The organism is Pedobacter frigoris, assembly GCF_032678645.1.
Taxonomy (GTDB): Bacteria; Bacteroidota; Bacteroidia; order Sphingobacteriales; family Sphingobacteriaceae; genus Pedobacter; species Pedobacter frigoris_A.
This window is the reverse complement of record NZ_JAVTSP010000003.1, coordinates 645,329-670,859: the sequence shown is the minus strand read 5'-3', so window position 1 is coordinate 670,859 and position 25,531 is coordinate 645,329. Positions and strand designations below refer to the sequence as shown.

The following is a 25,531-nucleotide window of genomic DNA, read 5'->3' as shown; positions in this document are numbered from 1 at the left end:
AAACCTAAACCAAACTATGCGCCACCTAAACCGACTACTAACCAACTCAAAAATTTTCTTCATATTCTGGTGCATATTAGCTGCTTTTGGCACATACTTCTGTATGTATGCATTCAGAAAACCGTTTACCAGCGGAACTTATAGCGGACTTTTACTGTGGAATCTGGATTACAAAGCTGTTTTAATCATCGCGCAAGTGATGGGCTACATGCTTTCCAAATTTGTGGGTATCAAAGTGATTTCGGAACTAAAAGCATCCGGACGTACAAAACTCATCATTGGCCTCATTGTTTTCGCTGAAGTAGCCTTATTGCTTTTTGGACTGGTACCCTACCCATACAATTTTGTCTTTTTGTTGATGAACGGCCTGCCTCTGGGTATGATATGGGGTGTTGTTTTCAGCTACCTTGAAGGAAGACGTTTTACAGAAATGCTGACAATGGGAATGAGCATCAGCCTCATCGTATCATCAGGCATCATGAAAACCGTTTATTTTACAGTACATGAATGGTTGCCTATGATCTCTGAGTTCTGGATGCCTTGTGTTATAGGGGCATTATTTCTACCACTGTTCCTCTTATTCACCTGGATGCTCTCAGTAATTCCAGAACCTGACGAAACTGACAAGTTACTTAGGGTAGAAAGACTACCAATGACCTCCGAAGATAAACGTGCGGTATTAAAAGAATATGGCATTGGTATCATTGGAATTGGACTGGTATACATGATGCTCACAACCATGCGCGATTTCAGAGATAATTTCTCAGTAGAAATATGGAACGAAATAGATATCCATTGGGACAAAACAGTATTTTCAATAACGGAAGCAGTAACTGGAATAGTAGTTTTGATGGCTATAGGCTGCTTATCGCTCATCAGGAATAACATCAAAGGCTTCTGGGGAACTCAGTACATTATCGCATTAGGCCTCTTGTTAAGCGGCGGCAGCACACTACTTTTTCACATTCATCTGATCACTCCTTTCTGGTGGATGCTCCTGGTAGGTACAGGCATGTTTTTAGCTTATACACCGATACAAGTCGTGCTTTTTGACCGTATGATTGCTCTTTTCAAAATAAAGGCTAATGCGGGCTTTTTTGTATACATCTGCGATTCTGCCGGATATATGGGCAGCGTTGGTTTACTGCTTTACAAGGAGTTCTTCATGAAGGATCTTAGCTGGGCAAAAATGCTGATGCAGTTTAGCTATTTGCTGACCATCATCTGCACATGTATCCTGATTTTCACAGCCATTTTCTTCAACAGGAAAATTGGAGTAAAAGGGCCTATAACGGGGATTTTGGATAGAATGCCAATAAATTCCAAATAGCATATTTCTAACATATTTTTTCTACTTTGGCCCAACTTCAAAATCAATTCAGAATTGATGGCTAGTTTCGGGTAAATAAATAATATGTTGAAATTAAAGTATAGCTTTCTGTTACTGATCTGCTTTCCATTTATAAGTCAGGCACAGTACAATAAAAATACCGATTCCCTTAAAAAGGATAACCGTCTAAAAATTGCCCCCTTCATTATTCCAACCGTTTTTATTGGCTATGGGATAGCAGCAGGGGGCAATAACCCTATACGTGATCTTGACAGAACTACACGGGCAGAGTTACAGGAAGACCATCCGTTTTTTTCAGTACATGTCGATAATTTCATTCAGTATGCACCTGCTGCTGCAGTTTACGGTTTAAATTTATCTGGCATAAAAGGTAAAAATGACCTGCTGGATGCTACAGGTATATATGCAGTTTCCATGGCAATTATGACCGCTTCGGTAAGAATCGTTAAATCTCAGACAAACAGGATCAGACCGGATGGGACAACGGACAACTCATTCCCCTCAGGGCATACTGCGACTTCTTTTGCAGCCGCTGAGTTTCTAAAACAAGAATATAAAGATGTTTCTCCATGGATTGGCTATGCAGGTTATGCTGTAGCAGGAACCACAGGCATATTGAGGTTATACAACAACAGGCATTGGGTAAGTGATGTTGTTGCTGGTGCGGGATTTGGTATCATATCTACCAAACTGGGATATTTTGTATACCCGCATCTGAAAAAATTAATAATGGGTAAGCATTCATCGAATTTCAATCTAAGTCCGCTTTATCAGGATAAAAAAGCTGGCTTTTCTTTTTCAGGAAACTTTTAGCTGTCTGGTGTGCCGGATCAGCACTGGGAAAAATTTGAGCGAAAGACGAGATTCGAACTCGCGACCCCGACCTTGGCAAGGTCGTGCTCTACCAACTGAGCTACTTTCGCTTTTAATTTCTGCGAAGATATAGCTTGTTTTTATATTTTCTAATTCTATTTTAAAATACCTGCGAAATGAGCTGAAATTCAGGCAAAAAAAAATAATACATTTTTACCGGTCAATAGCAATTCACACTAAAAACAGAGTCTCAGAAGCATTAACTTTGCAGCAATGAATAAAGAAATTGCAGTCATTTTTGACATGGATGGTGTCATTTGCCATACCAACCCTTATCACTCAAAAGCATTCCGTGAGTTTTTTTCTACTCGAAACCTATCTCCTACAGAAGAAGAGTTTGCGCAGCATATGTATGGCAAAAGCAACAGCTATATCTTGAGCCATTTTCTAAAAAGACCTATCACAGGGGAAGAATTACTGCAGCTTGAATTTGAAAAAGAAAGTCTTTTCAGAAAGATTTATGCCCCTTACATTGAGCCGATAGCAGGTTTCACACCATTCATCGCCGACCTGTACAATAACAACGTGAAGTTGGGTGTTGCGACTTCCGCTCCCTTTGCCAACCTGGAATTGATACTAAGCAAAGTTGACATCCGTGAAAAACTGGGCTCTGTCCTTGCAAGCGAAGATGTAAAAAAACACAAGCCAGATCCTGAGGTTTACCTCAAATCAGCTGAAAACCTTGGCATTTCTCCTGATCGGTGTATTGTATTTGAAGATTCCTTTTCAGGTGCTTCCGCAGCAATAAATGCAGGAATGAGGGTAGTCGGTGTATTATCTTCACATACTAAAGATGAACTACCCCCATGTAATCTGTACATAGAAAACTATCTTCAAATGTCCTATACGAAAGTCAGCGACCTATTTTAGAAATTATTTGCCTGCCTCCGGCGGTTTTACCTCTGTCGTATCCTGTGCTAAGATAGGTACTGAGTAATCGCCAAAATCCAGGGTTGCTTTCTTAAATAACTTTTTCAATCCAGCCTGATCTTCTTTCTTCACGCCCGACTGATAAAGATATACTTCGTTTAGTTCTTTTAAACCGGCAAGCTTAGCCAAACCCTTTGCCGTAATCTTAGTACCCACAAGATTTATATATTGTAGGTTTTTCAACTTTACAAGACCATCGGCACTTGCATCTGTCAGCGGTGTACGACTTAGATTGATACGTATCAATGCATCAAGCCCGGAAAGACTTTTTATCTGATCATCATTAAGCGCAGTATTCGACAGATTAAGCCAAACCAATTGTTTGCTCAGTCCACCCAGTAATTTCAAAACTTCCGGACTTGGTTTTGCTGTTACAAAACTTGCTGATAAATAATTACTGTTACCGGTTACCGGAATCACCACGACTCCGGCCTTTTTCAAGTCTGCAATTACCGAAGCATCGGCTTTAGTCACCTCTTTTTCAGGTAATTCCTGCTTTTTAACTGTCGCCGCTTTAGCACCTTCCTGGAAACTGAGCAATGTGGTTTTAATTTTTTCCGTTTGTTTCAATTCCTGTGCTTTCTTATCAAAATCCGCACCCTCACTTACCCACCATTTTAGCAGCTCAATTTCCTGTTCGGTCAATTGAGGTTTTTCTTTAGGCGGCATATGATCTTCATTAGACGGAGGTAGCAATAATCGCTTGATCAATTCACTTTCCTCTACATTACCAGCTACCAGCGACGTGCCGGCCTCACCTCCTTTTAAAATAAAGTCTTTCGTGTCGAGTCTGAGTTTTCCTTTTTGTTTCTCTGAGCCGTGGCAACTGTAGCAACGGTTTTGCAACAGTGGCTGAACCATATGTTTGTACACAAATGCCTGCTGTACATTGGGCACAGGTGGTATTGCGACCTTTCCTTTTCCATCACTTTTCAATGCGGAAGTAATATAATCTGAACCGTGAGTCAATGAACCTCCATAATGACCCGTAAGTGCTGTCAACAGAATCAGAAAGACAGCTATAACATTTAAATAAACTTCCTTTACCTGTGTCCTGCACAGCAGATATACGACCATAGAAATGGCAGCCACGCTAATTCCCATCCACTGATGAAGCTGAACCAGACTAGCATCGTAATCACCACTCTGAGAAAGCAGGTAGCCAGTTATTGAAGAAAATACAGCTCCAACTCCACCCAGCAAATAAACAAGAGGAATAGCGGGTTTTAAAGTCAGAAACCTGTTTCCCGCAGAAAGCAATTGAAAAAAGCAGCCCAGTAACAGGATTCCTATAGGCAAGTGTACCAATACAGGGTGAAACCTCCCTATTAAATCAGTTATTGTTAAAATGATCATAGTGACTATTGATAACGTTTACGCAGCAAATTCATCATATGAACATTTATTCCCCATTGATCAGCAACGGGCTGTCTCGTATATGGCAATGTAGGTAAATAGTCAGGAGGTCCAAACTCTGTGAGTATGGTCATTCGCTCTCCTTTTTGCTTTTTTCGTTCTATCACCTTATCCCACCATGCCAGATGCGATTTTATAGCCTGCTCCCATTCCGGAGCTCTTGGATCATTTACCTGTGGCCCCTGCGAGTGTCCTACCCTGGAGTGAATGTGATCTACACGGCTCAAAGCAAGGTCAATCGTTTCCTTCTGATCGCCCAGCAAACTTTCATGAACCACACACCAATGTGAAATGTCAAGTGTCAGACGCAGATCAGGATTTTTTTCTATGAATTGCTTCGCTACGATTGCCGAATATAGCATTCTTCCCCTATGCGTTTCATGGTAAACTGATACACCGGTTTCTTTAGTCTTCTTTACCGTATAATCTATGAATGATTTATTTTGATCGTAAGTAAAGAAATCTTTGCCTGAGTGGCAATTGACATATACCGGCTTTTGGAATTTATTGCTGAGGATTGCATCCAGACTAGCCTTAAAAGAATTCAAATGAGCCACTGGATCTGATCCGCCGCCACCACATAAAAAACCTACCTGTAAATTGTGCTTTTTTAAGGCGGCAAATAAATTTTGCTGTGCCTCTGTATTCCCCGCAGGCCACCAGACTTCTATGCCTTCATAGCCTTCTTTTTTAGCGGCAGCACAAAACTCGTCGGTAGTGCCGGCAAAGCCCCAGTCGGTTGCCATAAACAAAAGCTCATAACCTGCTTTTGATGGTACAAATGGAATTTCTGCAGCGGTAATTTCACCAAGAGGTCCCAGCAGGCCAGCTGCAGTTGCCGTAGCTGTAGTTTTTAAAAAATTTCTTCTATTTTGATTCATTGAATTGGTTCAGGTTTGTTTTGTCTATAATTTGGTCAATATTTAGGCTACAATATCATGTATGACTTTACCCGCTACATCAGTAAGACGGAAAGGTCTCCCCTGGAACGGATAAGTAAACTGCTCATGATCAAAGCCCAACTGGTTTAATATCGTTGCCTGGATATCAAAAGGATCTACTTTCCCGCTTAAAGCGCTATACCCAATTTCATCTGTTTCTCCATGGGTATATCCCTTTTTGATACCTCCGCCCGCCATCCACATGGTAAACGCTTCCGTATGGTGATCCCTGCCATTATAAGGATTCTGAACACCATTCCGGTTCTCCATCATTGGTGTGCGGCCAAACTCGCCACCCCAAACAACCAGTGTTTCATCCAAAAGTCCGCGTTGCTTAAGATCCAGTAATAAAGCTGTAATCGGCTTGTCAGTACTGCGGCATTTATTTTTCAGGCCGATGTTTAGAGAGTTATTCGGGCCGTCACCATGGGCATCCCAGCCCCAGTCAAACAACTGGACGAATCTCACTCCTTTTTCCACCAGCTTCCTTGCCAGCAAAACGTTATTTGCAAAACAAGACTTACCTGGCTGAGTCCCGTACATGTCATGAATGTATTGCGGCTCATCGTTGATATTCATTACCTCTGGCGCAGAAATCTGCATCCGGTAGGCCATTTCATATTGGGCGATACGTGAAAGTATTTCAGGGTCGTTATAATTTGCATACTCCTGTTCATTGGAAGCATTAATCGCATCCAAAGACGCCTTACGCAAATCCCTGCTCATTCCATGGGGATCTTTGATAAACAAAACCGGGTCACCTTCACTCCTGCACTGTACACCTTGATATACTGAAGGTAAAAATCCACTGCCCCATATACTTTTACCTGCGTCAGGAAAACTTCCGCCACTGGTTAGTACCACAAAGCCTGGCAGGTTCTGATTCTCTGTACCCAGTCCATAAGTAGCCCAGCTGCCCATACTTGGCCTTCCCAACCTTGGACTACCCGTATGAATGAGTAATTGCGCCGGAGCATGGTTAAACTGATCCGTAGAGCAAGCCTTTAAAAAGCTAACCTCATCCACCATGGTAGAAAAATGCGGAAGATTTTCACTCACCCATGCGCGGCTTTCTCCATGCTGGGCGAATTTTGCCTGGGCACCTAACATTTTAGGCACACCGGTGATAAACGCAAATTTTTTACCTGCCAGCAGAGAAGGCGGACAATCCTGCCCATCCATTTTCATCAGCTCAGGTTTGAAATCAAACAGTTCCAATTGTGATGGAGCACCCGCCATATGCAGGTAGATTACACTTTTGGCTTTACCCAGAAATGGCGGCGATTTAGGCAACAGCGGGTGTGCCGGATCATATAAAATATCGTTATGAGTCTTACCCCCAAGGCCACAGCTGGCCAGCAATGAACCAATTGCAACCGCTCCAAGTCCCATCGCACTTTCCTTTAAAAAATGCCTGCGCGTAAATGCCCTTAACTCTGTTTCCTGAGCTTCTTTTACCAGGCGATGTGCATTTAATTCGTCTCTTGTCATTACATTTAATTTTTTGTCAATGCCTCTTCAAAATTCAACATGGCATTTGCCACTACCACCATTGCAGCCCTTTCAGGAATTTCACTTTTGTGTTCCTCTCCCAATATTTCCAGGGCCTTATCAGGATGACTCTTATAATCATTTAATGCCGTCCTGTAGAGATCGTCCAAAACCTTAAGCTTAGCCTCTGGAATTGACTTGTACATCATCCATTGATAGCCTTTGGCAATCTGACTTCTCACATCCTTGCCGCCCTCTTTCTTCATCCTCAGTGCAAAGTGCTTCGCAATGGCAATGTAGGCTGAATCGTTGAGCGTAACCAATGCCTGTAATGGCGTATTCGTCCTGATCCTTCTCGGACTGCATACTACGCGTTGTGCACCATCAAAAGCAATCATCGACGGATAAGGAGCTGTTCTCTTCCAATAAGTGTAGATAGCCCTTCTGTATTGATCCTCACCTGCGGAGTTGTTCCATTTGGCGCCATTATATGGAGAGTTCCAAATCCCTTCTGGCTGCCATGGCATTACTCCTGGTCCATACATCTTGGTGCTCAGTACGCCACTTATAGAAAGGTCCTGATCTCTCAGTTGTTCAGCACTAAGTCTGATCCTTGGTCCACGCGCATAGAACTTATTGAATAAATCCTTTTCCTTCATCTCCTCGGTAACCCTTGAATCCTGTCTGTAGGCAGCACTCATTACCATTTCTTTTATTACTTTTTTCATGCTCCATTTATAATCATTCATAAACTGCCACGAAAGATGATCAAGTAATTCTTTATGCGTAGGATTCATACCCTGGGTACCCATGTCTTCAAGTGTTTCCACAATTCCGGTTCCGAACAATTGTTCCCATAAGCGGTTTACCATAGTCCTGGAAAGCAAAGGATTTCTTTTATCTGTTAACCACATCGCCAGCCCCATTCTGTTTTTAGGTGCATTGGCCGGCATCGCATACATCAATGTCTTTGGAACTCCTGCGGTCACTTCCTCACCATGTGAAGTCCATGCCCCTCTTAAAAACACATAGGTCTTGCGCTGCCTGTTTGCAGGATTTTCTACCATAACAGGAATAGACTTTGCATTTGAGTTTAACAATGCCCAGAAAGTATCTTTGTTTTCTTTATACCCTGGTTTGTCTTTCCCTGGAAATTGTTGAGAGAAGCGGAACCAGTCGAAATACACCACGGTCTCGTCTTTATTGGTAAGCGTAGGGTTTTTATAACTAATATAGACATCGTGTATACCTTGCTGTACCTTAAAATCAACAGGAACGCTTTGATAACCCGGTGCTTCAGTTACCTTCCACGAGGCTATAAGCGGACCATTCGGACGATCCAGACGTAATTCCATTTTCCCGCCGGGTTTACCTGTGGAGTATTTTGCAATCAGCTGGTCGACACCATTCAGATCAACCTGCTTAATACGTGCTATGGCATTATTCTTAAAAAATAAGGCGATATTGTTGTTTCCAATAACCGAGTTAACCAGACTGTCGGCCTCGATAGAGTTGATGATTGGTTGTCCTGTTTTTAGAAATTTATAGATTTCCTTCGATTTCTGCTCTGATACGTTTTGCTTTAACCAACTGGTTAACGAGATCAGCTTTGTATTTAAAGAATCTTTATATTGTTTAAGCAACGGATACTCAGAGGCAACATCCTCATCTCTGGTGTTATTAAAATAAGCCATGAATTTGTAAAACTCATCGTGCTTGAAAGGATCATAGGGATGACTATGGCACTGCACACAAGCAAAAGTGGTACTCAACAGTCCTTCCCAGGTTGTATTTACCCGATCCAATACCGCAGCAGTCCGGAATTCTTCATTGCTCGTCCCCCCTTCATCATTGGTCATGGTATTTCTGTGAAATGCAGTAGCAATGTAATCTTCATCCGTAGCATTTTCAATCAGATCGCCTGCAATTTGCTCCGTAATGAAGGTGTTATAAGGCTTATTTGCATTGAATGCGCGAATTACCCAATCCCTGTATTCCCATATATTTCTTCCTCCATCAGATTCATATCCTTTGGTATCAGCATAGCGGGCCACGTCCAGCCACATAGAAGCCCATTTTTCTCCAAAACGTGGAGAAGCCAATAGAGAGTCAACCAACAGCTCGTAAGCCTTATCATTGTTATTGCTGTTTAAAAACTGATTTGCCAGCTTATCAGATGGCTTCATCCCGATCAGATCAAGGCTTACCCTACGCAATAAAGTTGGTTTGTCTGCTTCTTTAGAAGGCGTTAGATCATGTTCACCGAGTTTATCAAAGATAAACCGGTCTATATCGTTTTTTACCCAGTTATCGTCTACATCCGGCATTTCTACTTCTTTCACTGGCAAATATGCCCAGTGATCTCCCCATTTGGCACCTTGCTTAACCCATCTTCTAAAAATATCGATTTCTCCGTCACTTAATGGTTCATGTTTGTAAGGCATGCGCTCTTCAGGATCTTTGCTGGTCAGCCTCCTGATAAATTCACTTCCATCCGGATCTCCTGGTATAATTGCCGGTTTACCACTTTTAGTTGCAGCTAGTGCTTCTTCATGAAAAAGCAGGCTAAAACCACCTTGTTTTTTAACTCCACCGTGGCAGGAAATGCATTTTTTGTTGATGATTGGTTTTACTTCGGTATTAAAATCAACTGCTTTATCGTAAGGCATCAATAGCGTACAAAGTACCACTATAACACAAAGCACCGCCAACACCAATAATTTCTTGTTCTGAAAAAATTTCATAAGGGCATTCAATCTGGTTTCATTTATTAAGTCAGAGATAGTGTGTGTGTTATCCCCTAACCATAAAAATTAAAATTAAAACTTTATTTAGCTCAAGACTACAAGCTAATTGTCCGTTGCTGACACTATATTACCCAAACAACAGGTTTTATGATAAAACATAACAAGTATATCACTTATGATAAATATAAAGCTATCATTTGGTATACCAAGCCACGGACAATTCTAAGTTTTAAATCTAGGAAACCCATTCAGAAATTCAAATGGGAAATTCGACTGAAAAGATGGATTTTTCTACTATTTACAGACGATTATATTGCTGCGCCGGCAGAAATACAAAAAAGCTGGAACCCGTCCCAGAATCACTTTCAAAGCCTATCCTGCCACCTTGCCGTTCTATAAACTCTTTGCACAAAACCAGACCTAAACCAACCCCTTTTTCATTATTCGTACCAAAAGTAGAGGATGACTTAATGGAAAAGATTTGTTCCTGTTTGTCTTTCGGAATGCCCTTCCCATTATCATTTACCGTTATTTTGCATTCGTCCAATATCAGCTGGGCGCTGATGGTTATCGATCCGCCCTGAGGTGTAAATTTCACCGCATTACTGATCAGGTTGCGCACCACCAATTGGAGCATATCTACATCAGCAATGATTGTCATTGCTTCAGGGATTTCGTAGTTTAACGATATGTCCTTTTCTAAAGCATGCATTTTCTGCATTTCCAAAGTGCCGGTCAGTGCCTTAAGTAAATTCACTTCTACCAGATGTACATTAGGGCCTTCCATTTGCGACTTTGACCAGTGCAACAGATTGGAAAGCATTTCCACAGTATTGTTTGTAGATTTAAGTAATGCTTTTTCCAATGCTGGCCGGTCAGTGACGTCTATATCATTTTCACTGAGTAGTGCCAGGTATCCCTGTATATTTATCAACGGTGTTCTGAGATCATGTGATATGACCGACATCAATGTCTGTACAGCCAGTGTCTTTTCTTCAGTGGCTTTTCTTTCTATATCATAACTCCTCCTTATGAATTTAATGATGATATAAATTGCAATCACAGGAATAGGGAATGCTGTAATTCTGTCAATAAATTGACCCTGGCCTAAGCTGAAAGGGTATTTTACCAAAGAAGGATAGTAAAATTCAACAACATGCAATATTAAAAAGCACAATAAATACACCACCAGCCATCGGATATGCTGATTGTACGGAGAAATTGCAAATACAAGTAACAGGTAAGCCGGCCATATCAAATCTGTAGAACCATGAATTCCCGAATTGGTAAAATAATTGACGCCTAAAATCAGTACCCCTGTTAGCCCAAAGAAAGTGTTGTTGTGAGGACGCCCATAAAATCTGGAGTAGTAGTATTGGTAAAAAAAGAACGAACCAATTATAAGTGCAGACAGAGAACCAATATAAAGACCTGCATACAAATTATAAGGGATGTACACACCAACCAGAATGATCAAACATATACTGATAGAATGGAATATCCTGCTTTCTAAGGAAAACATTTCCCGACTGCCGATCAGTTCAGACCAAAAGGTACTTTTTTCATTTAAAGATTGATCACTGAGGCTCCTAAGATTGAATTTCGGCATGAATAAAGGCTGCTATGCAATAAGCTATCAAATTTAAAGTAAAATTTATGTTTACAAGCCAATATGATTAGAAATTGTTGGGTCTCTGTTTCCTTGCCGCACAAGATACGGTCTCGGCAATTCTTTTTGCTCTGGTTTCCTGTCTTTTGGCAAGCACTATCCATTGTAAAATCATTTTTTTAACCGACTTGCTCAGGCTTAAAAAGAACGCTCTCGAATCTGGCTCAGCCAGGAAAGCTTTTTCCAGATCTTCGGGAATGTTGAGTTCTTCTACCTCATCTAAAATTGTCCATGAACCATTTTGTTTAGCAAGCTCAACAATTTCAAGCCCGGCATTGGTCATCAATCCTTCTTCTGTCAGCCTCATGATTTTTGCCTTATTGATCTTAGACCAGTTGCTAATGGGTTTTCGCTTAGTAAACACCTGTACAAAACTATCCTGATCTATCGTCCTTCTGGTACTGTCTATCCAACCGAAGCAAAGCGCTTCATCTACAGCGTCACTCCAGGAGAGACTTGGTTTCGATGATTTTTGCTTATACTGAACAAGCCACACAGATTGTTGTAAACGATGATTTTCTTGTAACCATTGTCGCCACTCCTGCCTGTTCGCAGGACAAAAAGTTTCTATTTCCTTTTGCATGATAGTTAAATATATGAATTTACAGAACTGGATTCTTTATATTAGCCATACTTATCAAAAATAAAAGCATGATCAACCTTCATCTAAAGAAAAGCAAGTGTCTTTTCTTATCACTTTCTTTATTTATAGCACTCCCTCCCGCTTTTGCACAGGAAAAAGCAGTACCGGTATTTAAAGATGGTGAGGCTCAAATTGTAACCGCATTTGATACTCCTGAAAAATGGATCCGCCACGACCTATGGGTAGAAACCACATTTGATACTGATGGCGATGGAAAACCCGACCGCATGCACGTAAGTGTCACGCGCCCCTTCCAAACCGAAACAGAAGGCTTAAAGCTGCCTGTCATTTACGAGACCAGCCCCTATTATTCAGGAACAGCAGGTAATGCTCCTGGAACCTTTTGGGATGTAAAACATGAAGTGGGCGAAAAACCTCCGGTTGCACATTTACACCCTACCGTAAAGCGCACAGGCAGCAGACCTATCATCTCCAATTCGCTAATCAGAGAATGGGTAAAAAGAGGTTTCATCATTGTACATTCAGAATCTCCGGGAACAGGATTTTCTCAGGGATCACCAACCGTTGGGGGAATTAATGAATCACTGGCACCAAAAGCTGTCATCGAATGGCTCTCAGGAAAAGAAAACGGATATACCACTCCTGACGGGAATGAGCAGATCAAAGCGTACTGGAGTACAGGAAACGTAGGCATGACAGGTACTTCCTATAACGGAACGCTTCCTCTTGCCGCCGCCACCACTGGTGTTGAAGGCTTGAAAGCAATTATACCTGTTGCGCCCAATACTTCTTACTACCATTACTACCGTTCAAACGGATTGGTTCGAAGCCCCGGAGGATATTTAGGTGAGGATGTTGATGTCTTATATGATTTTATCCACAGTGGTGATGAAGACAAAAGAGCTTATGGAGACAAGACCTTCAGAGATGGAGAAATGGCAAAAGGAATGGATCGTGTTACAGGCGATTACAATGATTTTTGGGCAGGAAGAGATTATCTGAATGCAATGAAACCAATGAAAGCGGCATTGCTGATGTCACATGGTTTTAACGACTGGAACGTGATGCCGGAGCATAGTTATCGCATCTATAAAGCCGCAGAAGCAAAAGGATTACCGGTGCAGATTTATTACCATCAGGGCGGACATGGCGGGCCTCCTCCAATGAAAATGATGAACAGGTGGTTTACCCGTTATTTATTTGGAGTAGAGAACGGCGTAGAAAAAGATCCCAAAGCATGGATTGTAAGGGAAAATGAACCGAATTCTAATCCAACTTCATACGCAGACTACCCCAATCCGGATGCTGCTGATGTAAAACTTTATCCTGGAGCAGGGGGAACAACCTCTGGCAAACTCTCTACTGCCATGCCAGTTAAGCAACCGTCAGAAAAGCTGATTGATGATGTATCATTTTCAGGCAGCGATCTGGCCAAAGCAGAAAAATCAGAACACCGTTTGCTATACGTAACTCCGGTGTTAAAAGAAGCTGTACACTTATCTGGCCTTACCCAGGTTACAGTTAAGTTAGCGAGTAGCAAGCCAGCTGCTAATTTTTCAGTTTGGCTGGTTGCCCTGCCATGGACTCAGGGTCAGACGGTAAGGTTAATGGACAACGTAATTACCAGAGGCTGGGCAGATCCACAGAATAGTAAATCGCTCACTAAAAGCGCACCGCTGGTACCTGGGAAGTTCTACGACCTGAAGTTCAATCTTCAGCCCGATGATCAGATCATTCCGGCAGGGAAACAAATTGGCTTAATGATCTTTTCTAGTGATAAGGAATTTACGCTTTGGCCTAAAGCAGGTACCGAAATAACCATCGATTTGAATGGTACCATACTTACACTGCCTGTGGTTGGCGGGTCAAGTGCATTTGAGAAAGCAACAAAATAGTTTTAATAGGGGCCGCAGCCACGGCCCCTATTATATTTTCAAAACCACCACGTCAGGAAAACTCAGGACTTAGCTTCAGGTAGCGCTGAACTCAGCGGGATACTAAAATAAAAAACAGATCCTTTTCCGAATTCACTCTCCGCCCAAATCTTTCCGCCATGGCGGGTTATAATTTCAGCAGACAAATACAATCCAATACCAAATCCGGAGATACTGGTCATCTGGGCATTCTCCACACGATAAAACCGCTCAAAAAGATTAGGAAGGTCATAGGAGGTAATACCCATCCCCTCATCCTTTACCTTAAAAATTGCATTGCTGTCTTCTGTATAACAGTCAACATAGATATTGCTGTCAAGTGGAGAATATTTCACCGCATTACTAATCAGGTTATTGATGACATGAGAAAGTTTCTCCCGGTCAACATCAACGGAGAAATCACCATTACAGCTAAATTTGATATGATGACTCGTAACTGTAGTCGTAAATTCTTCGATGACATCGTCCATTAGCACAGACATCCGAATAGGCTTACGCTCAATGGTAATTTTTCCTGACTCTAATCGGGCTATATTTAAAAAGCCATTGATCATATTCGTCATTTTGGTCACCTGATGTTCAGCTCGCTCCAATACCTTTTGCGTAAGCTCACTAACATCCTTTTTGGTCTTACGCAATACCTGGATATAGCCCTTCATCGAAGTCAGCGGTGTCTTCAGCTCATGACTCACCATGGCAATAAAGTCGTTCTTTCTTTGTTCATCCTGCTTTTGGACAGTAACGTCCATCAAGACAGCATAAACGCTGCTGAAACTACCATCGGCATCCTTCTTTACCTTTCCTACTACACGCATCCACCGTCGTTCTCCGGAAATTAAATGCTTGATGGGATAAGTGCTATCCACCGGTTTTCCGAAAACCATACAATCTTTCATGATCTGATTCAGACCATCTATATATTCATCTTCAACAGCGGCAAGCACCATGTCCCAGGTAATTTCTTCATATAACGGCAAACCGTAAAGTTGCCTGAATCGTTCGGACATTTCGGCCTTACCCGTTTTCAAATCCAGACTACAACTTCCCAAGTCACCAGCATTGAAGGCAGAATGCAGGTTATCTTCACTTTCTCTGAGGTTAGTCAGTGCGATACTGAGCTGGTTATTTACTTCTGCCTGGAAACTGTTGGCCACCGCCAGTTCTTCATTTCTTGATTCAAGCTCAAGCGTTCTCAGCCGGACTGTATTTTCCAGGTTCTCATTCAGCTCTTCAGCAATCTTCCTGGATTCTTCCAGCTCCCTGTTCCTCGTTTCCAGAAGCGTCTGGTTCTTTTTTAATTCAGTCAGGTCTGTAATGATGATACTCAGTGCGGTGCCTTCATCCAGATTCAATGCTTTTAGAGACAGCTGAACCGAGATGGCATCGCCTGATCTATTTTGCAGGTCAAGTTCCGCCTTAGTATCAGTCTCCCAGGCACCGTCTATAACTTGTTTTGCAAACAGACGGCTTGAACGGGGAATAAAATCAAGAAAACTCAAACCCATTACCCTTTCCAAAGGGAGTTCAAGTAATTCGGCAAATCTTGAGTTACAATACAATATCTGACCGGAAGTATCCAGCGTCAATGCACTTTCCGTCATCTGCTCAATGAAAATCCTGTAAGTATGATCAGCACTTTTTAACGTAAAAACCTGATGTCCATCTTTACCGTTTACGATCAACGCATCAACTTCACCTGAACGGATCGCATGGATAATGTCATTAGCTTCCTCAAGCTGAATACGAAGCTCTTCATAAGCTTGTTCCAGCAGTATATGTTCATTTGACTTCTCCATATTAATTTTTAATCCCCAACCCCTTTAGCACCTTCTCCCTATCAGAGCAGTCTCCGATAAGTTTACGCTTAGGCCCGGGTGTTTTTTTAATGAGCATAGGTAAAGCCGTAACATCCTCATCCCTTACCATCAAAGGCTGCTGATGAGCATCCACGATTTCAAGATCAAACCGACCCTGCAAAAATTCTTCACAGATCGCCCTTACATTTTTTACCGCCCTTGTTGAAACCGGCGAAACACCAGCTATAAAGAGCCTTAAAGTGTAAAAATCGTCTTTCTTGATGTCCGCGGCATTATCCTGTTTTTCCTGAGGCATCCTTAACTTGTTTTTGGTCTAATGTCCAAACCCACCAACACCTTCTCCTCACTCGAAAGATCACCAATGATTTTTCTTACCGGCTCCGGCACTTTTTTCACTAATGTTGGAATAGCGAAGATTTGATCGCCTTCCGCCAGTTGCGGTTTTTCCAAAAGATCGATCACTTCAATGCTATATTTTCCTTTAAGATGCTCCTCACATATCTTTTTCAGGTTTTCCAGCGCAACAACGGATTTACTTGTTTTTCCGGCGACATACAGTCGCAGTTCATATGCTTTACCCACTACTTTTTATTTTTTTTAACAACTTTCTTTAGTTCCGATACATCCGCTCGACGGAGGTCAGTAATCTTTGAAAGCGTATCTCCCATAATTTGTCTTTTTAGCGCTTCCTCTACATAGACCTTGTTCAGCTCTTCTTCTGCAGATTCGTATTCCGACCTTAGGCTGTCTATTTTAGATTCCAGTACCTTCCGTTTTCTGATCAATTCTCTATCCTTACGACTGACCGCCTGCGCATGAATCATTTCACCCGTTTGCTCCAATAACATCCTGGCCTCTCTTGCTGAACCAGTCAGCACGCCATCCTCTGTAAGAAATACATCTACAAGATTCAGACCATTATCTGTTATTATGAATTCACGTATCTGGTTAGAGTGCTTCATACCACGGGACTTCATGATATACAATCCCCTGTTTCGTTCGCCATTATTTTCTATATCACGGATCAGGAGCCAGGCATCTACCAATGAAGAAACACCTTCATCCGTTTGTTCATTCACAATGTTATTTAAAGTCAGAGCGGTAAACATTACCGTAATCTGTTCTGCTTGTAAAAAATCGATCAGACGCACCAGCATGGTCTTTACCTCGCTAACCGACCCAATCGTAATCAGATTGGTAATCGGATCAAGTACGACAACCGAAGGCTTAAATTTCCTGATCGCTTTGTGTATGGCAACCAGGTGCATTTCTAGTCCATAGATTGTCGGCCTGGAAGCATAAAAATCAAGATATCCACTATCTATATGTTTTTGGAGATCCAACCCTATGGAGCGCATATTACGAATAATCTGTTTGGGAGATTCTTCAAATGCAAAGTAAAGACACTTGTCTTTTCTATCGCAGGCCGCATCGGCAAAACTGGCGGCAACGCTAGTCTTCCCTGTTCCGGCAGTTCCTGAAACCAGAATGCTGCTCCCTTTATAAAATCCTTTATTTCCCAGCATCTTATCTAAAGCTGGTATACCTGAAGAAAGACTTTGGGACGACACTTCCTTATTCAATTCCAAAGAAGTCACCGGAAGCACTGAAATCCCTTCATCATCGATCAAAAATGGATACTCATTGGTACCATGAACGGAACCTCTGTATTTGACAACCCTAAGTCTTCTGGTTGATATCTGATTGATAATCCTGTGATCGAGAACAATCACACAATCAGAAACATATTCTTCAAGCCCTTGTCTGGTTAACGTCTTTTCTCCCGCTTCCCCGGTAATTATCGCAGTCACCCCTTTCGACTTCAAAAACTGAAATAGTCTTCTGATCTCCGCACGAATGATTGCCTCATTTGAAAGGCCGGAAAAAAGATTTTCTATGGTATCCAGCACGACTCGTTTTGCACCGATGCTGTCAATCGCATAACCCAATCTTATAAAAAGTCCTTCCAGATCATATTCGCCGGTTTCTTCTATCTCTGAACGGTCGATATGCACATAGTCTATTCTGATTTTCTTTTCTTTCTCCAGCTTATCCAGATCAAAGCCCAGCGATGCCACATTGAGTTTTAGTTCATCGGCCTTTTCTTCGAAGGCCATAAAGACCCCTGGCTCCTCATATTGTGTAGCCCCCTTGACAATAAACTCCAGCGAGAATAAAGTCTTGCCTGAGCCTGCCTCCCCACAAATCAGTGTAGGGCGGCCACTTGGAAGTCCACCTAATGTAATTTCATCTAATCCAGAGATTCCTGTCTTAGTTTTAGCTATCCCACCTGGCGATGGTGTAGCTAACTGTTTTTTGGTTTTAGCCATCTATTAAAAAAAATGCTGTTCTGTCAATACTCTAGTATACGATATAATATCTTTATACAAACCAGAAATAAAAAGAAAAGTTTGGAACAGGCAAAATTTGTGTTTTAATAGACGGCGTATTTATTAGGCAGGTTGTAGTTGTGTAGCAACACTCATTCTGTTCCAACTATTGATCGTGATGATGGCCATCATGATCTGCGCCAGCTCGTTGTCGTTAAAAAAGGATTTTGCGGTCTGATAAGTTTCCTCAGAAACACCACCATTTGCGATTAAAGTCATTTCCTCTGTTAGGGCCAAAACAGCTCTTTCTTCAGCGGTGTAAAGTCCATCCACTTCTCTCCAGGCATTCAACAGATAAATTCTTTTTTCCGTTTCGCCTTGTTTTCGAGCGTCTACAGTATGCATGTTGATACAAAATGCGCATCCGTTGATTTGGGATGCCCTGATCTTGATCAGTTCTTTCAATGTATGGCTAATAGAGATGTTAGCCAAATAGTTTTCCAGTCCTAGTAAAGCTTTATAAGCAGCAGGTTCTATTTCTGCAATATTTATTCTTTTTTCCATTTTCTTTGGTATTTAAATGATGGATCAAAGATAAATCGATACTCTTTTTAAAAACTTAAACTGGTTTAAGAAATGAATTACAGTTGTTTTTTCCTCAATTCACTGACATATTCGGGAGTAAGGCCCAGATAAGAAGCCAGCATATATTGAGGGATGCGCTGAACAAAATCGGGAAATAAGCTTACAAACTGACGATAGTTTTCTTCTTTAGAATAGACATGGAAATACATAACCCTCATCTGTGCTGCCGCATAAGCACGTTGCATCATCAACATAAAATAGTGTTCAAGCTGTGGTATTTGTTTCAGCAATTCGTCCTGTTTATGGTGTTCAACTGCAATTACCATTGACGTTTCCACCGCCTGAATATAGAAATGAGAGTTATTCTGTGTGGTTAAGCTCATGTAATCAGCTATCCACCAGTTTTCCAAAGCAAATTGCGTGGTCTGTTCAATTCCTTTGTTGTTGATGAAAAACATTCTGAGTAAGCCTTGTTCCACAAAATAATTGGACTTACAAACCTGACCTTCTTTGATTAGAAAATCCTTCTTCTTAACATCCAGTGGTTTTACACTGGACAAAAGCAATTCCACTTCATCATCAGATAATGAAATGTATTTTTTAAGGTGGCTTACAAAATTTTTATTGCTCAATTTCTTTCAAACTACTCATTTTCTTGTAGGCTAAGAAGCCTTTTATATCTTCAAAGTGTTCGCGAACACGTTTATTTCCAAATTCAAATACTTTTTGAGCCAGTCCATCTAAGAAATCCCTGTCGTGCGATACCAAAATCAAAGTACCATCAAAATCCTGCAGGGCTTCTTTGATGATGTCTTTCGTCTTCATGTCCAAATGATTTGTCGGCTCATCCAGGATCAATAAATTTACTGGTTCTAACAACAACTTAATCATGGCTAAACGAGTTTTCTCACCACCGGAAAGTACCTTTACTTTTTTATTGATATCGTCGCCGCTAAACATAAAGGCGCCTAAAAGGTCTTTTATTTTTATGCTTCCATCGCTTAAAGGCACCTGATCTATGGTTTCGAATACGGTTAAATTGCCATCGAGCAAGGCTGCTTGATTTTGAGCGAAATAGCCAATCTTAGCGTTGTGACCCACTTTTAAACTCCCCTCAAAATCAATCTCATTCATGATGGCTTTAATCATGGTCGATTTACCTTCACCATTTTTACCTACAAAAGCTACTTTTTCACCTTGTTCGATGACCATTGCAGCTTTTTCGAATACCACATGATCTCCGTATTTTTTGGTCAGCTCTTCCACCATCACAGGATATTTTCCGGAACGTGGTGCAGGTGGAAACTTCAAACGCAATGCTGAAGTATCGACTTCATCAATCTCTATCACCTCCAACTTTTCAAGCATTTTTACGCGCGATTGCACTTGATGGGTTTTGGAGTAAGTGCCTTTAAATCGATCTATAAATTCCTGGTTATCGGCAATAAAACGTTGTTGTTCTTCATGAGCCTTTAATTGGTGTACGCGACGGTCGGCCCGTAACTGCAGGTAGTGGCTATATTTGGCTTTGTAATCATAAATTCTGCCCATAGTCACTTCAATCGTGCGATTGGTGATGTTATCTACAAAAGCACGGTCGTGCGAAATAACCATTACTGCCTTTGCAGAGTTCATTAAAAAATCTTCCAGCCATTGAATACTTTCAATATCCATGTGGTTAGTCGGCTCATCCAGCAAAATCAGATCCGGCTTTTTTAATAAAATCTTAGCCAGTTCAATCCGCATACGCCATCCACCAGAGAATTCTGAAGTTTGTCGCGTAAAATCTTTCCTTTCAAAGCCCAAGCCCTTTAATACTTTTTCTACCTCAGCATCGTAATTGATTTCTTCGATCGAATAAAATTTCTCACTTAACTCAGACACGCGCTCAATTAACTTCATGTAATCATCAGTATCGTAGTCGGTACGGATAGTTAATTGCTCATTCAGCTCGTCAAGTTCCTTTTGCATTTGATTAACCTCTTGAAAAGCTTTCGAAGTTTCTTCAAATACCGTTACGTTATCCTGTGTAAGTAAATGTTGCGGCAAATAAGCAATTACGGCTTCTTTAGGACCGGTTACGTTCCCCGAAGTAGGTTTAGCTGCACCAGCAATTATTTTTAAGATGGTAGACTTGCCTGCACCATTTTTACCCATCAGGGCTATTTTATCATTCTCGTTAATCGAAAAGGTTACGTCACTGAACAAAGTAGTTCCACCAAATGAAACGGAGATATTATTTACATTAATCACGAAAAAGGGGGTATTAAATTGAGGGGCAAAGATAGCGGAATTTGATATAAACCCAAATACTTACTATCTGCTACTTCCTTTCTGTCTTCCGAGATCACCGATACATATAGCTCCATTGGCTTACCCGACATGCCCAATACTTCCCACTTGTCAATACTGGAGAAATCTGGCTTCCACCTGGAAGTCATTGTCAAATCCGGCATTATCAAAAACGACGTGGTGATGGATGAATACTTGTATAGTATGCTATCTGATTAAGGCCCCTTAATCAATTCGCAAAGTGCTATCCCCAGGCTGGTCAATGCCGTAATCAGTTCTTTGTCCTTAATTCCGTCCTGCTCGTCAAACTTCCCTTTGATACCGGGAATAATCAGTTCTGTTTCATCAGACAATCTTGCACCAAGCGTCTGCATGATCAATCTGAGTTGGGTATGACCCTGCTGGCCGTCAGCCGAAGCAGTAATCAATACAACGGGCTTATCCAAAAATATCGTCGTTGATACACACCACTCCAAAAAATTCTTAAGCCTGGCAGGAATACTGAAAATATACTCAGGTGAGCAAAAAATAACCGCTGGAGCTGCTGCAATTTTCTCAAGCAACTCAGCAACCGGTAAGGGCAAAGCATCAGCCATCAGAGGATCAAAATGCGGCAGTGATCCTAGATCATCAAAAATGGTAAACAGCAAATTATCAGACATCATCCTCCCGAAGACCTCCATGAGCTTAGAGTTGGACGATGCTCTGCTTGCACTGCCAATAATAACCAGTACATCCGGCTTCTCAGAACTGCGTTTAGATGTTGTACAAGTCATGCGTCAAACTTAAAGAAAATCGGGCATTCTAGGTATACTTAAGTATTTGGTGGGGCTAACAAAGAATCCTTCACATTTCTTCCGGAATAAGGCATGAAATTTTTAAGGCGCTCAATTAAATTTATACGATATGCCTGAGAAACCGGAATTCGTTCAGTGCCTATGATCAATTGATGTTTTTCTATTCTGTCAATTTTGGAAATCGCTACAATGAAAGACTTTTCTACCCTTATAAATTCGTTAGTAGGCAACTGTCCAATCAGATCAGATAACGTCATCCTCGTCAGTGTTTGCTTGCCCGATTCACAAAGCCTTACATAATTATCCTGGCCCTGAATAAATAACAATTGGTCAAGATCGATTCTTACCCATTGATAACCATCCTTCACAAACAATTGCTTTGTTGCTTCGTTCGTTTGGCTGGATAGTAATGACACCCTTTCTTTCGCCAGCTGACAGGATTGAAGAAATCGGCTAAATCCGATCGGTTTCAATAAATAGTCAGTAATTGCCAGGTCGAAGGCCTTAACTGCATAGTCGCTGAATGCGGTCGTAAAAATGATTTGTGTTTTTTTACCAATCAGCCGAACCATATCGAGACCTGATATATCAGGCATTTGAATGTCAAGAAATACCAAATCTATTTGATCATTATGTAAAATAGTCAGCGCTTCACTAGGCTCAGTAAAACCACCTAAAAAATGTAAAAAAGGCACTTTAGAGGCGTGAGTCTTTATTATTTCCAGCGCCACGGGCTCATCGTCAATTGCAATAGTTCGTATCATAAGCTACAACGCATTAATGAAGGTATATGAATAATCATGCGAATAATCTAGTCAGATGCAACTTAAGCATGACTTGAAAAGCAGCCTCCGTTTTCTGATGAATGAGGGTAAATTTATCCCCGTAAATTAATGATAATAATTTCTTCGTATTTACCAGTCCAGTTTGGTTTCCCTTCAAATGTGATGTATTGAATATACTATTATTTATCTCCAATGTAAAATCATTTTTACTCACAAGTATAGACATCTTAATAGAACATGGTTTTTCCAGGCTGACACCATATTTAAAAGCATTTTCAACAAAGGGAAGAATAAGCATTGGTGGGATTTTATAGTCTTCAGCGTCTGTTTCAATCGACTGAGAAATAGCTATATTCGGATGATTGGGAAGTCTTAGTTTTTGAATAGCGAAGTACTGATCAATAAATTCTAGTTCCTGTTTCAGAGGAACCCATTGTTCATTTGCTGTTGATACACTATAACGCATCATTTTAGATAATATTTCTACTGCCTCACTTGTCCTTGGTGCATTTTCCTCTAATGCAGTTCCATAAAGATAATTAAGGCTATTAAAAAAGAAATGCGGGTTCCATTGTGCTCGTAGTGTTTGAAGTTCATGACCATAACGCTGTATAGTATCTGTTTTCTTCTTTAAATATTGGCAAATTAATTTTCTTGCGAATCCATAACCAGTGGCATAAAAAGTGAGCAATAAGATTGGTTCAATAGCTCGTAACCCTACCTGGGAGATCTTAATCTCGGAAATAGGGATTGGAATAGAAATGATAATTTGATAAATAAAAAATATGCCGATTGTGATCAATATGCTTTTTAGAAGATTATACTTTTCAATTACCAACCAATAATTAACCTCTATTAAAGGAACAAGGATAAATAGGCAATTTATGATATAATAATAATTCGGCGATTCGAAATTGCGATTCATAAAGCTTTCCCATGCTAATTCCAAATCCTTTTCATTAGGGTATGAATAGTAGAGTCTGGAAAAAGCTTTCATGTTTATGATGATCCATATAATCAACATATGACCAAGTAAGGGAATCCAATAAAGAGGTTTAATTTTTTTCATAGTCCAAATTAAGGCTGTTAAAATTTAACTAAAAAATAAAAGTGGTCAGTAGCCTGATAATAGGGGCGAATAAAGTAAAGTATGTGGTATTTCCTTATCAGATTTATTTTTAGTTTCCTATGATACTTATTCAAAATCTTACCAAAAAAACCAACACATTAAACTGTATATCAATATTTTAAACAAAATAAATTTGTTTTGGAAATGTGGTTTTTATAAATAATCTGAAGGAGATTTGCTCAGATTATTTATTTAAAAAACCACTGAAAATTATGATGCTAAACCCTGCCGTCCTATTGGACATTAAAACCATTATTCATTCCGCACGTGACGAAGCGATACGTGCAGTCGATACCAAACGTGTACTTATGTATTGGCACATAGGTCAACGAATCTTCCTGGAAGAACAGGAAGGTAAAGACCGTGCTGATTATGGAAAGTTCTTAATTAAAACACTTTCGGAGCAATTAAAGCCTGAGTATCGGAGTGGGTTTTCTTCCAGTCAATTAGAGCGATACAGGCAGTTCTTTCGCTTCTTCCCAATTACGTCGACACTGTAGACGCAATTGAGCTGGAGTCATTACATGCACCTTCTAGGTATTGAAAATCAAAACAGCAGAAATTTTTACGTTGCCGAAACCGTAAAGAATAACTGGTCTGTTCGCCAACTTGAAAGGCAGATCAACAGTAATCTTTTTGAACGGCTTTTAATGAGCAATGATCAGGATTCAGTAATGGCGGTAGCCAACCAGGAACAACAACCAACCGATGCCAAACAGATCATAAAAGATCCGATGTATCTGGAATCTGCCATCATCACGCATCTTCTGGAATTCCTGTTAGAACTTAGCAATGGATTTTCATTTGTAGCCAGGCAAAAACGCATACATATTGCTGGTGACGATTTCTTTTGCGACCTCATTCTTTATAATCGTCTCCTGTCTTGCTTCGTAATTTTAGAAATTAAGAAAATAAACTGACTCACGGTGATATTGGCCAGATGCAGATGTATGTAAACTATTATGACCGCGTCGAAAAACTACCTGCTGAAAATCCGACAATTGGCATTCTTCTTTATGCCAGTAAAAATGATACGGTAGTTAAATTCACCTTACCTGAAAATAACCAGACTATTGTAGCAAGTAAATACCTTTTGTATTTACCAACTGAGCAACAGCTAATTGCTGAAATTAATAAAGAAATAAAAAACCACGAAGAATAACATTATTCAAAACTGGCTAAGGAACCGAAGTACCAGAGATTTTGTTGGGCTTTGGGAAGTACTTCATAATCCGCATTTAATTCCATCGGATTCGATGGAATTAAAAATCTATCAGGCACCAATAGCTTTTCTTTAACACCTAAAAGATGGATTGAAGCAACAAAAGAGTTTATTTTCATATCCATACTTCCTGATATAAAACCTATACACTAAATTGCCAGTATGAATTTCATATTATTAATACTTCTTAATGCGGGGATATTATTAGGAATGACCTATATATTACCCACGGTAACCATTAAAAACTTTACTACGGCAGTTTTGGTGGCGCTTGTCATTGGCTTGCTGAATGCTACAGTAGGCTGGCTTTTAAGGTTTCCGCTCAATGTCGTTACCTTCGGATTGCTGTCTTTTGTCGTCCACCTGATAGTTACCGCAATAATGATAAAAATAGCTGATAAGTTATTCTCTGATTTTTACATCAAGGGATTTACACCTGCACTGATCATCGCTCTTGTGATGGCGATCACGGGAAGTATTATCAGCTTTATCTAGCATCCCGGTTGGTTCCGTGCTAAAAAAGATGCGTTGATATCTGCAGAGAACAAAGACTGGAAATCTTAAAGGAAGAAGATTAGATCCTTCACTTCGTTCTGGACAAAATTCAGGCCTGGATTA

General features: G+C 40.7%; 23 protein-coding genes, 1 tRNA gene and 1 pseudogene. 6 read left to right on the top strand and 19 right to left on the bottom strand.

Annotation, left to right across the window (positions count from 1 at the left end; translation table 11 throughout):
• Positions 1-16: 16 nt before the first annotated feature.
• Together R2Q78_RS13280 and R2Q78_RS13275 are read left to right on the top strand one after the other, a co-directional pair.
• A complete protein-coding gene (locus tag R2Q78_RS13280; protein WP_316792640.1) occupies positions 17-1,330 on the top strand; it encodes a DUF5690 family protein in 1,314 nt (437 codons plus the stop codon).
• A gap of 84 nt (positions 1,331-1,414) precedes the next feature.
• Positions 1,415-2,164, top strand: coding sequence for a phosphatase PAP2 family protein (locus tag R2Q78_RS13275; protein WP_316792638.1), 750 nt, complete (start codon positions 1,415-1,417; stop codon positions 2,162-2,164).
• Between the two features lie 37 nt (positions 2,165-2,201).
• On the opposite strand, the gene R2Q78_RS13270 is transcribed toward R2Q78_RS13275, so the two are convergent.
• Positions 2,202-2,274, bottom strand: a tRNA-Gly gene (locus R2Q78_RS13270).
• 163 nt (positions 2,275-2,437) lie between these two features.
• Here R2Q78_RS13270 and R2Q78_RS13265 point away from each other — a divergent pair.
• Entirely contained in the window at positions 2,438-3,094 is a 657-nt protein-coding gene (locus R2Q78_RS13265) for an HAD family phosphatase (RefSeq protein WP_316792637.1), read from the top strand.
• A 3-nt stretch (positions 3,095-3,097) separates the two neighbouring features.
• On the opposite strand, the gene R2Q78_RS13260 is transcribed toward R2Q78_RS13265, so the two are convergent.
• From R2Q78_RS13260 to R2Q78_RS13235, 6 genes are all read right to left on the bottom strand, one after another.
• Positions 3,098-4,510: a c-type cytochrome domain-containing protein gene (locus R2Q78_RS13260; RefSeq protein WP_316792635.1), complete on the bottom strand. Its 1,413-nt coding sequence runs from the start codon at positions 4,508-4,510 to the stop codon at positions 3,098-3,100.
• Between the two features lie 5 nt (positions 4,511-4,515).
• Positions 4,516-5,451: a sugar phosphate isomerase/epimerase family protein gene (locus R2Q78_RS13255; RefSeq protein ID WP_316792634.1), complete on the bottom strand. Its 936-nt coding sequence runs from the start codon at positions 5,449-5,451 to the stop codon at positions 4,516-4,518.
• A 42-nt stretch (positions 5,452-5,493) separates the two neighbouring features.
• Positions 5,494-7,002, bottom strand: coding sequence for a DUF1501 domain-containing protein (locus R2Q78_RS13250; RefSeq protein WP_316792633.1), 1,509 nt, complete (start codon positions 7,000-7,002; stop codon positions 5,494-5,496).
• A 5-nt stretch (positions 7,003-7,007) separates the two neighbouring features.
• A complete protein-coding gene (locus R2Q78_RS13245; protein ID WP_316792632.1) occupies positions 7,008-9,746 on the bottom strand; it encodes a DUF1553 domain-containing protein in 2,739 nt (912 codons plus the stop codon).
• A 301-nt stretch (positions 9,747-10,047) separates the two neighbouring features.
• Entirely contained in the window at positions 10,048-11,358 is a 1,311-nt protein-coding gene (locus R2Q78_RS13240; RefSeq protein ID WP_316792631.1) for a HAMP domain-containing sensor histidine kinase, read from the bottom strand.
• 67 nt (positions 11,359-11,425) lie between these two features.
• Positions 11,426-12,001, bottom strand: coding sequence for a YdeI/OmpD-associated family protein (locus R2Q78_RS13235; protein WP_316792630.1), 576 nt, complete (start codon positions 11,999-12,001; stop codon positions 11,426-11,428).
• Positions 12,002-12,069: 68 nt separating this feature from the next.
• Here R2Q78_RS13235 and R2Q78_RS13230 point away from each other — a divergent pair, with 68 nt between their 5' ends.
• The gene (locus tag R2Q78_RS13230; protein ID WP_316792629.1) at positions 12,070-13,917 is read left to right on the top strand and encodes a Xaa-Pro dipeptidyl-peptidase; all 1,848 of its coding nucleotides are present in this window, start codon (positions 12,070-12,072) and stop codon (positions 13,915-13,917) included.
• A gap of 62 nt (positions 13,918-13,979) precedes the next feature.
• Here R2Q78_RS13230 and R2Q78_RS13225 read toward each other — a convergent pair whose 3' ends face one another.
• The 11 genes from R2Q78_RS13225 to R2Q78_RS13175 form a co-directional block, all read right to left on the bottom strand.
• Positions 13,980-15,752 carry an ATP-binding protein gene (locus tag R2Q78_RS13225; RefSeq protein WP_316792626.1) on the bottom strand — a complete coding sequence of 591 codons (1,773 nt, stop codon included), beginning with the start codon at positions 15,750-15,752 and terminating at the stop codon, positions 13,980-13,982.
• Position 15,753: 1 nt separating this feature from the next.
• Complete coding sequence (locus R2Q78_RS13220; RefSeq protein ID WP_316792625.1) at positions 15,754-16,068, bottom strand: circadian clock KaiB family protein; 315 nt, start codon at positions 16,066-16,068, stop codon at positions 15,754-15,756.
• Positions 16,069-16,070: 2 nt separating this feature from the next.
• Positions 16,071-16,355, bottom strand: a complete 285-nt coding sequence (gene kaiB / locus R2Q78_RS13215; protein WP_316792624.1) for a circadian clock protein KaiB — start codon at positions 16,353-16,355, stop codon at positions 16,071-16,073.
• The gene (gene kaiC, locus R2Q78_RS13210) at positions 16,355-18,103 is read right to left on the bottom strand and encodes a circadian clock protein KaiC (RefSeq protein ID WP_316792623.1); all 1,749 of its coding nucleotides are present in this window, start codon (positions 18,101-18,103) and stop codon (positions 16,355-16,357) included. The genes kaiB and kaiC overlap by 1 nt, the downstream gene beginning before the upstream one ends.
• 123 nt (positions 18,104-18,226) lie before the next feature.
• On the bottom strand, positions 18,227-18,667 hold the full coding sequence (locus R2Q78_RS13205) for a carboxymuconolactone decarboxylase family protein (RefSeq protein WP_316792621.1): 441 nt from the start codon (positions 18,665-18,667) through the stop codon (positions 18,227-18,229).
• A gap of 77 nt (positions 18,668-18,744) precedes the next feature.
• Positions 18,745-19,320 (bottom strand): Crp/Fnr family transcriptional regulator, encoded by a 576-nt coding sequence (locus R2Q78_RS13200; protein ID WP_316792619.1) that lies wholly within the window; start codon positions 19,318-19,320, stop codon positions 18,745-18,747.
• Positions 19,310-20,941 carry an ABC-F family ATP-binding cassette domain-containing protein gene (locus tag R2Q78_RS13195; protein ID WP_316792617.1) on the bottom strand — a complete coding sequence of 544 codons (1,632 nt, stop codon included), beginning with the start codon at positions 20,939-20,941 and terminating at the stop codon, positions 19,310-19,312. Before R2Q78_RS13195 ends, R2Q78_RS13200 begins: the two co-directional genes overlap by 11 nt.
• Positions 20,938-21,144 (bottom strand): hypothetical protein, encoded by a 207-nt coding sequence (locus tag R2Q78_RS13190; RefSeq protein ID WP_316792615.1) that lies wholly within the window; start codon positions 21,142-21,144, stop codon positions 20,938-20,940. The genes R2Q78_RS13195 and R2Q78_RS13190 overlap by 4 nt, the downstream gene beginning before the upstream one ends.
• Positions 21,145-21,195: 51 nt before the next feature.
• Positions 21,196-21,756 carry an NADPH-dependent FMN reductase gene (locus R2Q78_RS13185; protein WP_316792613.1) on the bottom strand — a complete coding sequence of 187 codons (561 nt, stop codon included), beginning with the start codon at positions 21,754-21,756 and terminating at the stop codon, positions 21,196-21,198.
• Positions 21,757-21,794: 38 nt separating this feature from the next.
• The gene (locus tag R2Q78_RS13180; protein WP_316792611.1) at positions 21,795-22,541 is read right to left on the bottom strand and encodes a LytTR family DNA-binding domain-containing protein; all 747 of its coding nucleotides are present in this window, start codon (positions 22,539-22,541) and stop codon (positions 21,795-21,797) included.
• 34 nt (positions 22,542-22,575) lie between these two features.
• Positions 22,576-23,631 (bottom strand): sensor histidine kinase, encoded by a 1,056-nt coding sequence (locus R2Q78_RS13175; RefSeq protein ID WP_316792608.1) that lies wholly within the window; start codon positions 23,629-23,631, stop codon positions 22,576-22,578.
• Between the two features lie 272 nt (positions 23,632-23,903).
• Here R2Q78_RS13175 and R2Q78_RS13170 point away from each other — a divergent pair.
• A pseudogene (locus tag R2Q78_RS13170) lies at positions 23,904-24,853 on the top strand (PDDEXK nuclease domain-containing protein).
• Between the two features lie 2 nt (positions 24,854-24,855).
• Here R2Q78_RS13170 and R2Q78_RS13165 read toward each other — a convergent pair.
• Positions 24,856-25,038: a hypothetical protein gene (locus R2Q78_RS13165; RefSeq protein ID WP_316792607.1), complete on the bottom strand. Its 183-nt coding sequence runs from the start codon at positions 25,036-25,038 to the stop codon at positions 24,856-24,858.
• Positions 25,039-25,075: 37 nt separating this feature from the next.
• Between R2Q78_RS13165 and R2Q78_RS13160 the strand changes: the two genes are divergently transcribed.
• Positions 25,076-25,408, top strand: a complete 333-nt coding sequence (locus R2Q78_RS13160) for a phage holin family protein (protein WP_316792605.1) — start codon at positions 25,076-25,078, stop codon at positions 25,406-25,408.
• Positions 25,409-25,531 lie beyond the last annotated feature (123 nt).

What these genes read in the sequence shown, in the direction of transcription:
- R2Q78_RS13280 (WP_316792640.1), top strand. Translation starts at nt 17, where the DNA reads ATGCGCCACCTAAACCGACTACTAACCAACTCAAAAATTTTCTTCATA.
- R2Q78_RS13275 (WP_316792638.1), top strand. Translation starts at nt 1,415, where the DNA reads ATGTTGAAATTAAAGTATAGCTTTCTGTTACTGATCTGCTTTCCATTT.
- R2Q78_RS13265 (WP_316792637.1), top strand. Translation starts at nt 2,438, where the DNA reads ATGAATAAAGAAATTGCAGTCATTTTTGACATGGATGGTGTCATTTGC.
- R2Q78_RS13260 (WP_316792635.1), bottom strand. Translation starts at nt 4,510, where the DNA reads ATGATCATTTTAACAATAACTGATTTAATAGGGAGGTTTCACCCTGTA.
- R2Q78_RS13255 (WP_316792634.1), bottom strand. Translation starts at nt 5,451, where the DNA reads ATGAATCAAAATAGAAGAAATTTTTTAAAAACTACAGCTACGGCAACT.
- R2Q78_RS13250 (WP_316792633.1), bottom strand. Translation starts at nt 7,002, where the DNA reads ATGACAAGAGACGAATTAAATGCACATCGCCTGGTAAAAGAAGCTCAG.
- R2Q78_RS13245 (WP_316792632.1), bottom strand. Translation starts at nt 9,746, where the DNA reads ATGAAATTTTTTCAGAACAAGAAATTATTGGTGTTGGCGGTGCTTTGT.
- R2Q78_RS13240 (WP_316792631.1), bottom strand. Translation starts at nt 11,358, where the DNA reads ATGCCGAAATTCAATCTTAGGAGCCTCAGTGATCAATCTTTAAATGAA.
- R2Q78_RS13235 (WP_316792630.1), bottom strand. Translation starts at nt 12,001, where the DNA reads ATGCAAAAGGAAATAGAAACTTTTTGTCCTGCGAACAGGCAGGAGTGG.
- R2Q78_RS13230 (WP_316792629.1), top strand. Translation starts at nt 12,070, where the DNA reads ATGATCAACCTTCATCTAAAGAAAAGCAAGTGTCTTTTCTTATCACTT.
- R2Q78_RS13225 (WP_316792626.1), bottom strand. Translation starts at nt 15,752, where the DNA reads ATGGAGAAGTCAAATGAACATATACTGCTGGAACAAGCTTATGAAGAG.
- R2Q78_RS13220 (WP_316792625.1), bottom strand. Translation starts at nt 16,068, where the DNA reads ATGCCTCAGGAAAAACAGGATAATGCCGCGGACATCAAGAAAGACGAT.
- kaiC (WP_316792623.1), bottom strand. Translation starts at nt 18,103, where the DNA reads ATGGCTAAAACCAAAAAACAGTTAGCTACACCATCGCCAGGTGGGATA.
- R2Q78_RS13205 (WP_316792621.1), bottom strand. Translation starts at nt 18,667, where the DNA reads ATGGAAAAAAGAATAAATATTGCAGAAATAGAACCTGCTGCTTATAAA.
- R2Q78_RS13190 (WP_316792615.1), bottom strand. Translation starts at nt 21,144, where the DNA reads ATGCCGGATTTGACAATGACTTCCAGGTGGAAGCCAGATTTCTCCAGT.
- R2Q78_RS13185 (WP_316792613.1), bottom strand. Translation starts at nt 21,756, where the DNA reads ATGACTTGTACAACATCTAAACGCAGTTCTGAGAAGCCGGATGTACTG.
- R2Q78_RS13180 (WP_316792611.1), bottom strand. Translation starts at nt 22,541, where the DNA reads ATGATACGAACTATTGCAATTGACGATGAGCCCGTGGCGCTGGAAATA.
- R2Q78_RS13175 (WP_316792608.1), bottom strand. Translation starts at nt 23,631, where the DNA reads ATGAAAAAAATTAAACCTCTTTATTGGATTCCCTTACTTGGTCATATG.
- R2Q78_RS13165 (WP_316792607.1), bottom strand. Translation starts at nt 25,038, where the DNA reads ATGGATATGAAAATAAACTCTTTTGTTGCTTCAATCCATCTTTTAGGT.
- R2Q78_RS13160 (WP_316792605.1), top strand. Translation starts at nt 25,076, where the DNA reads ATGAATTTCATATTATTAATACTTCTTAATGCGGGGATATTATTAGGA.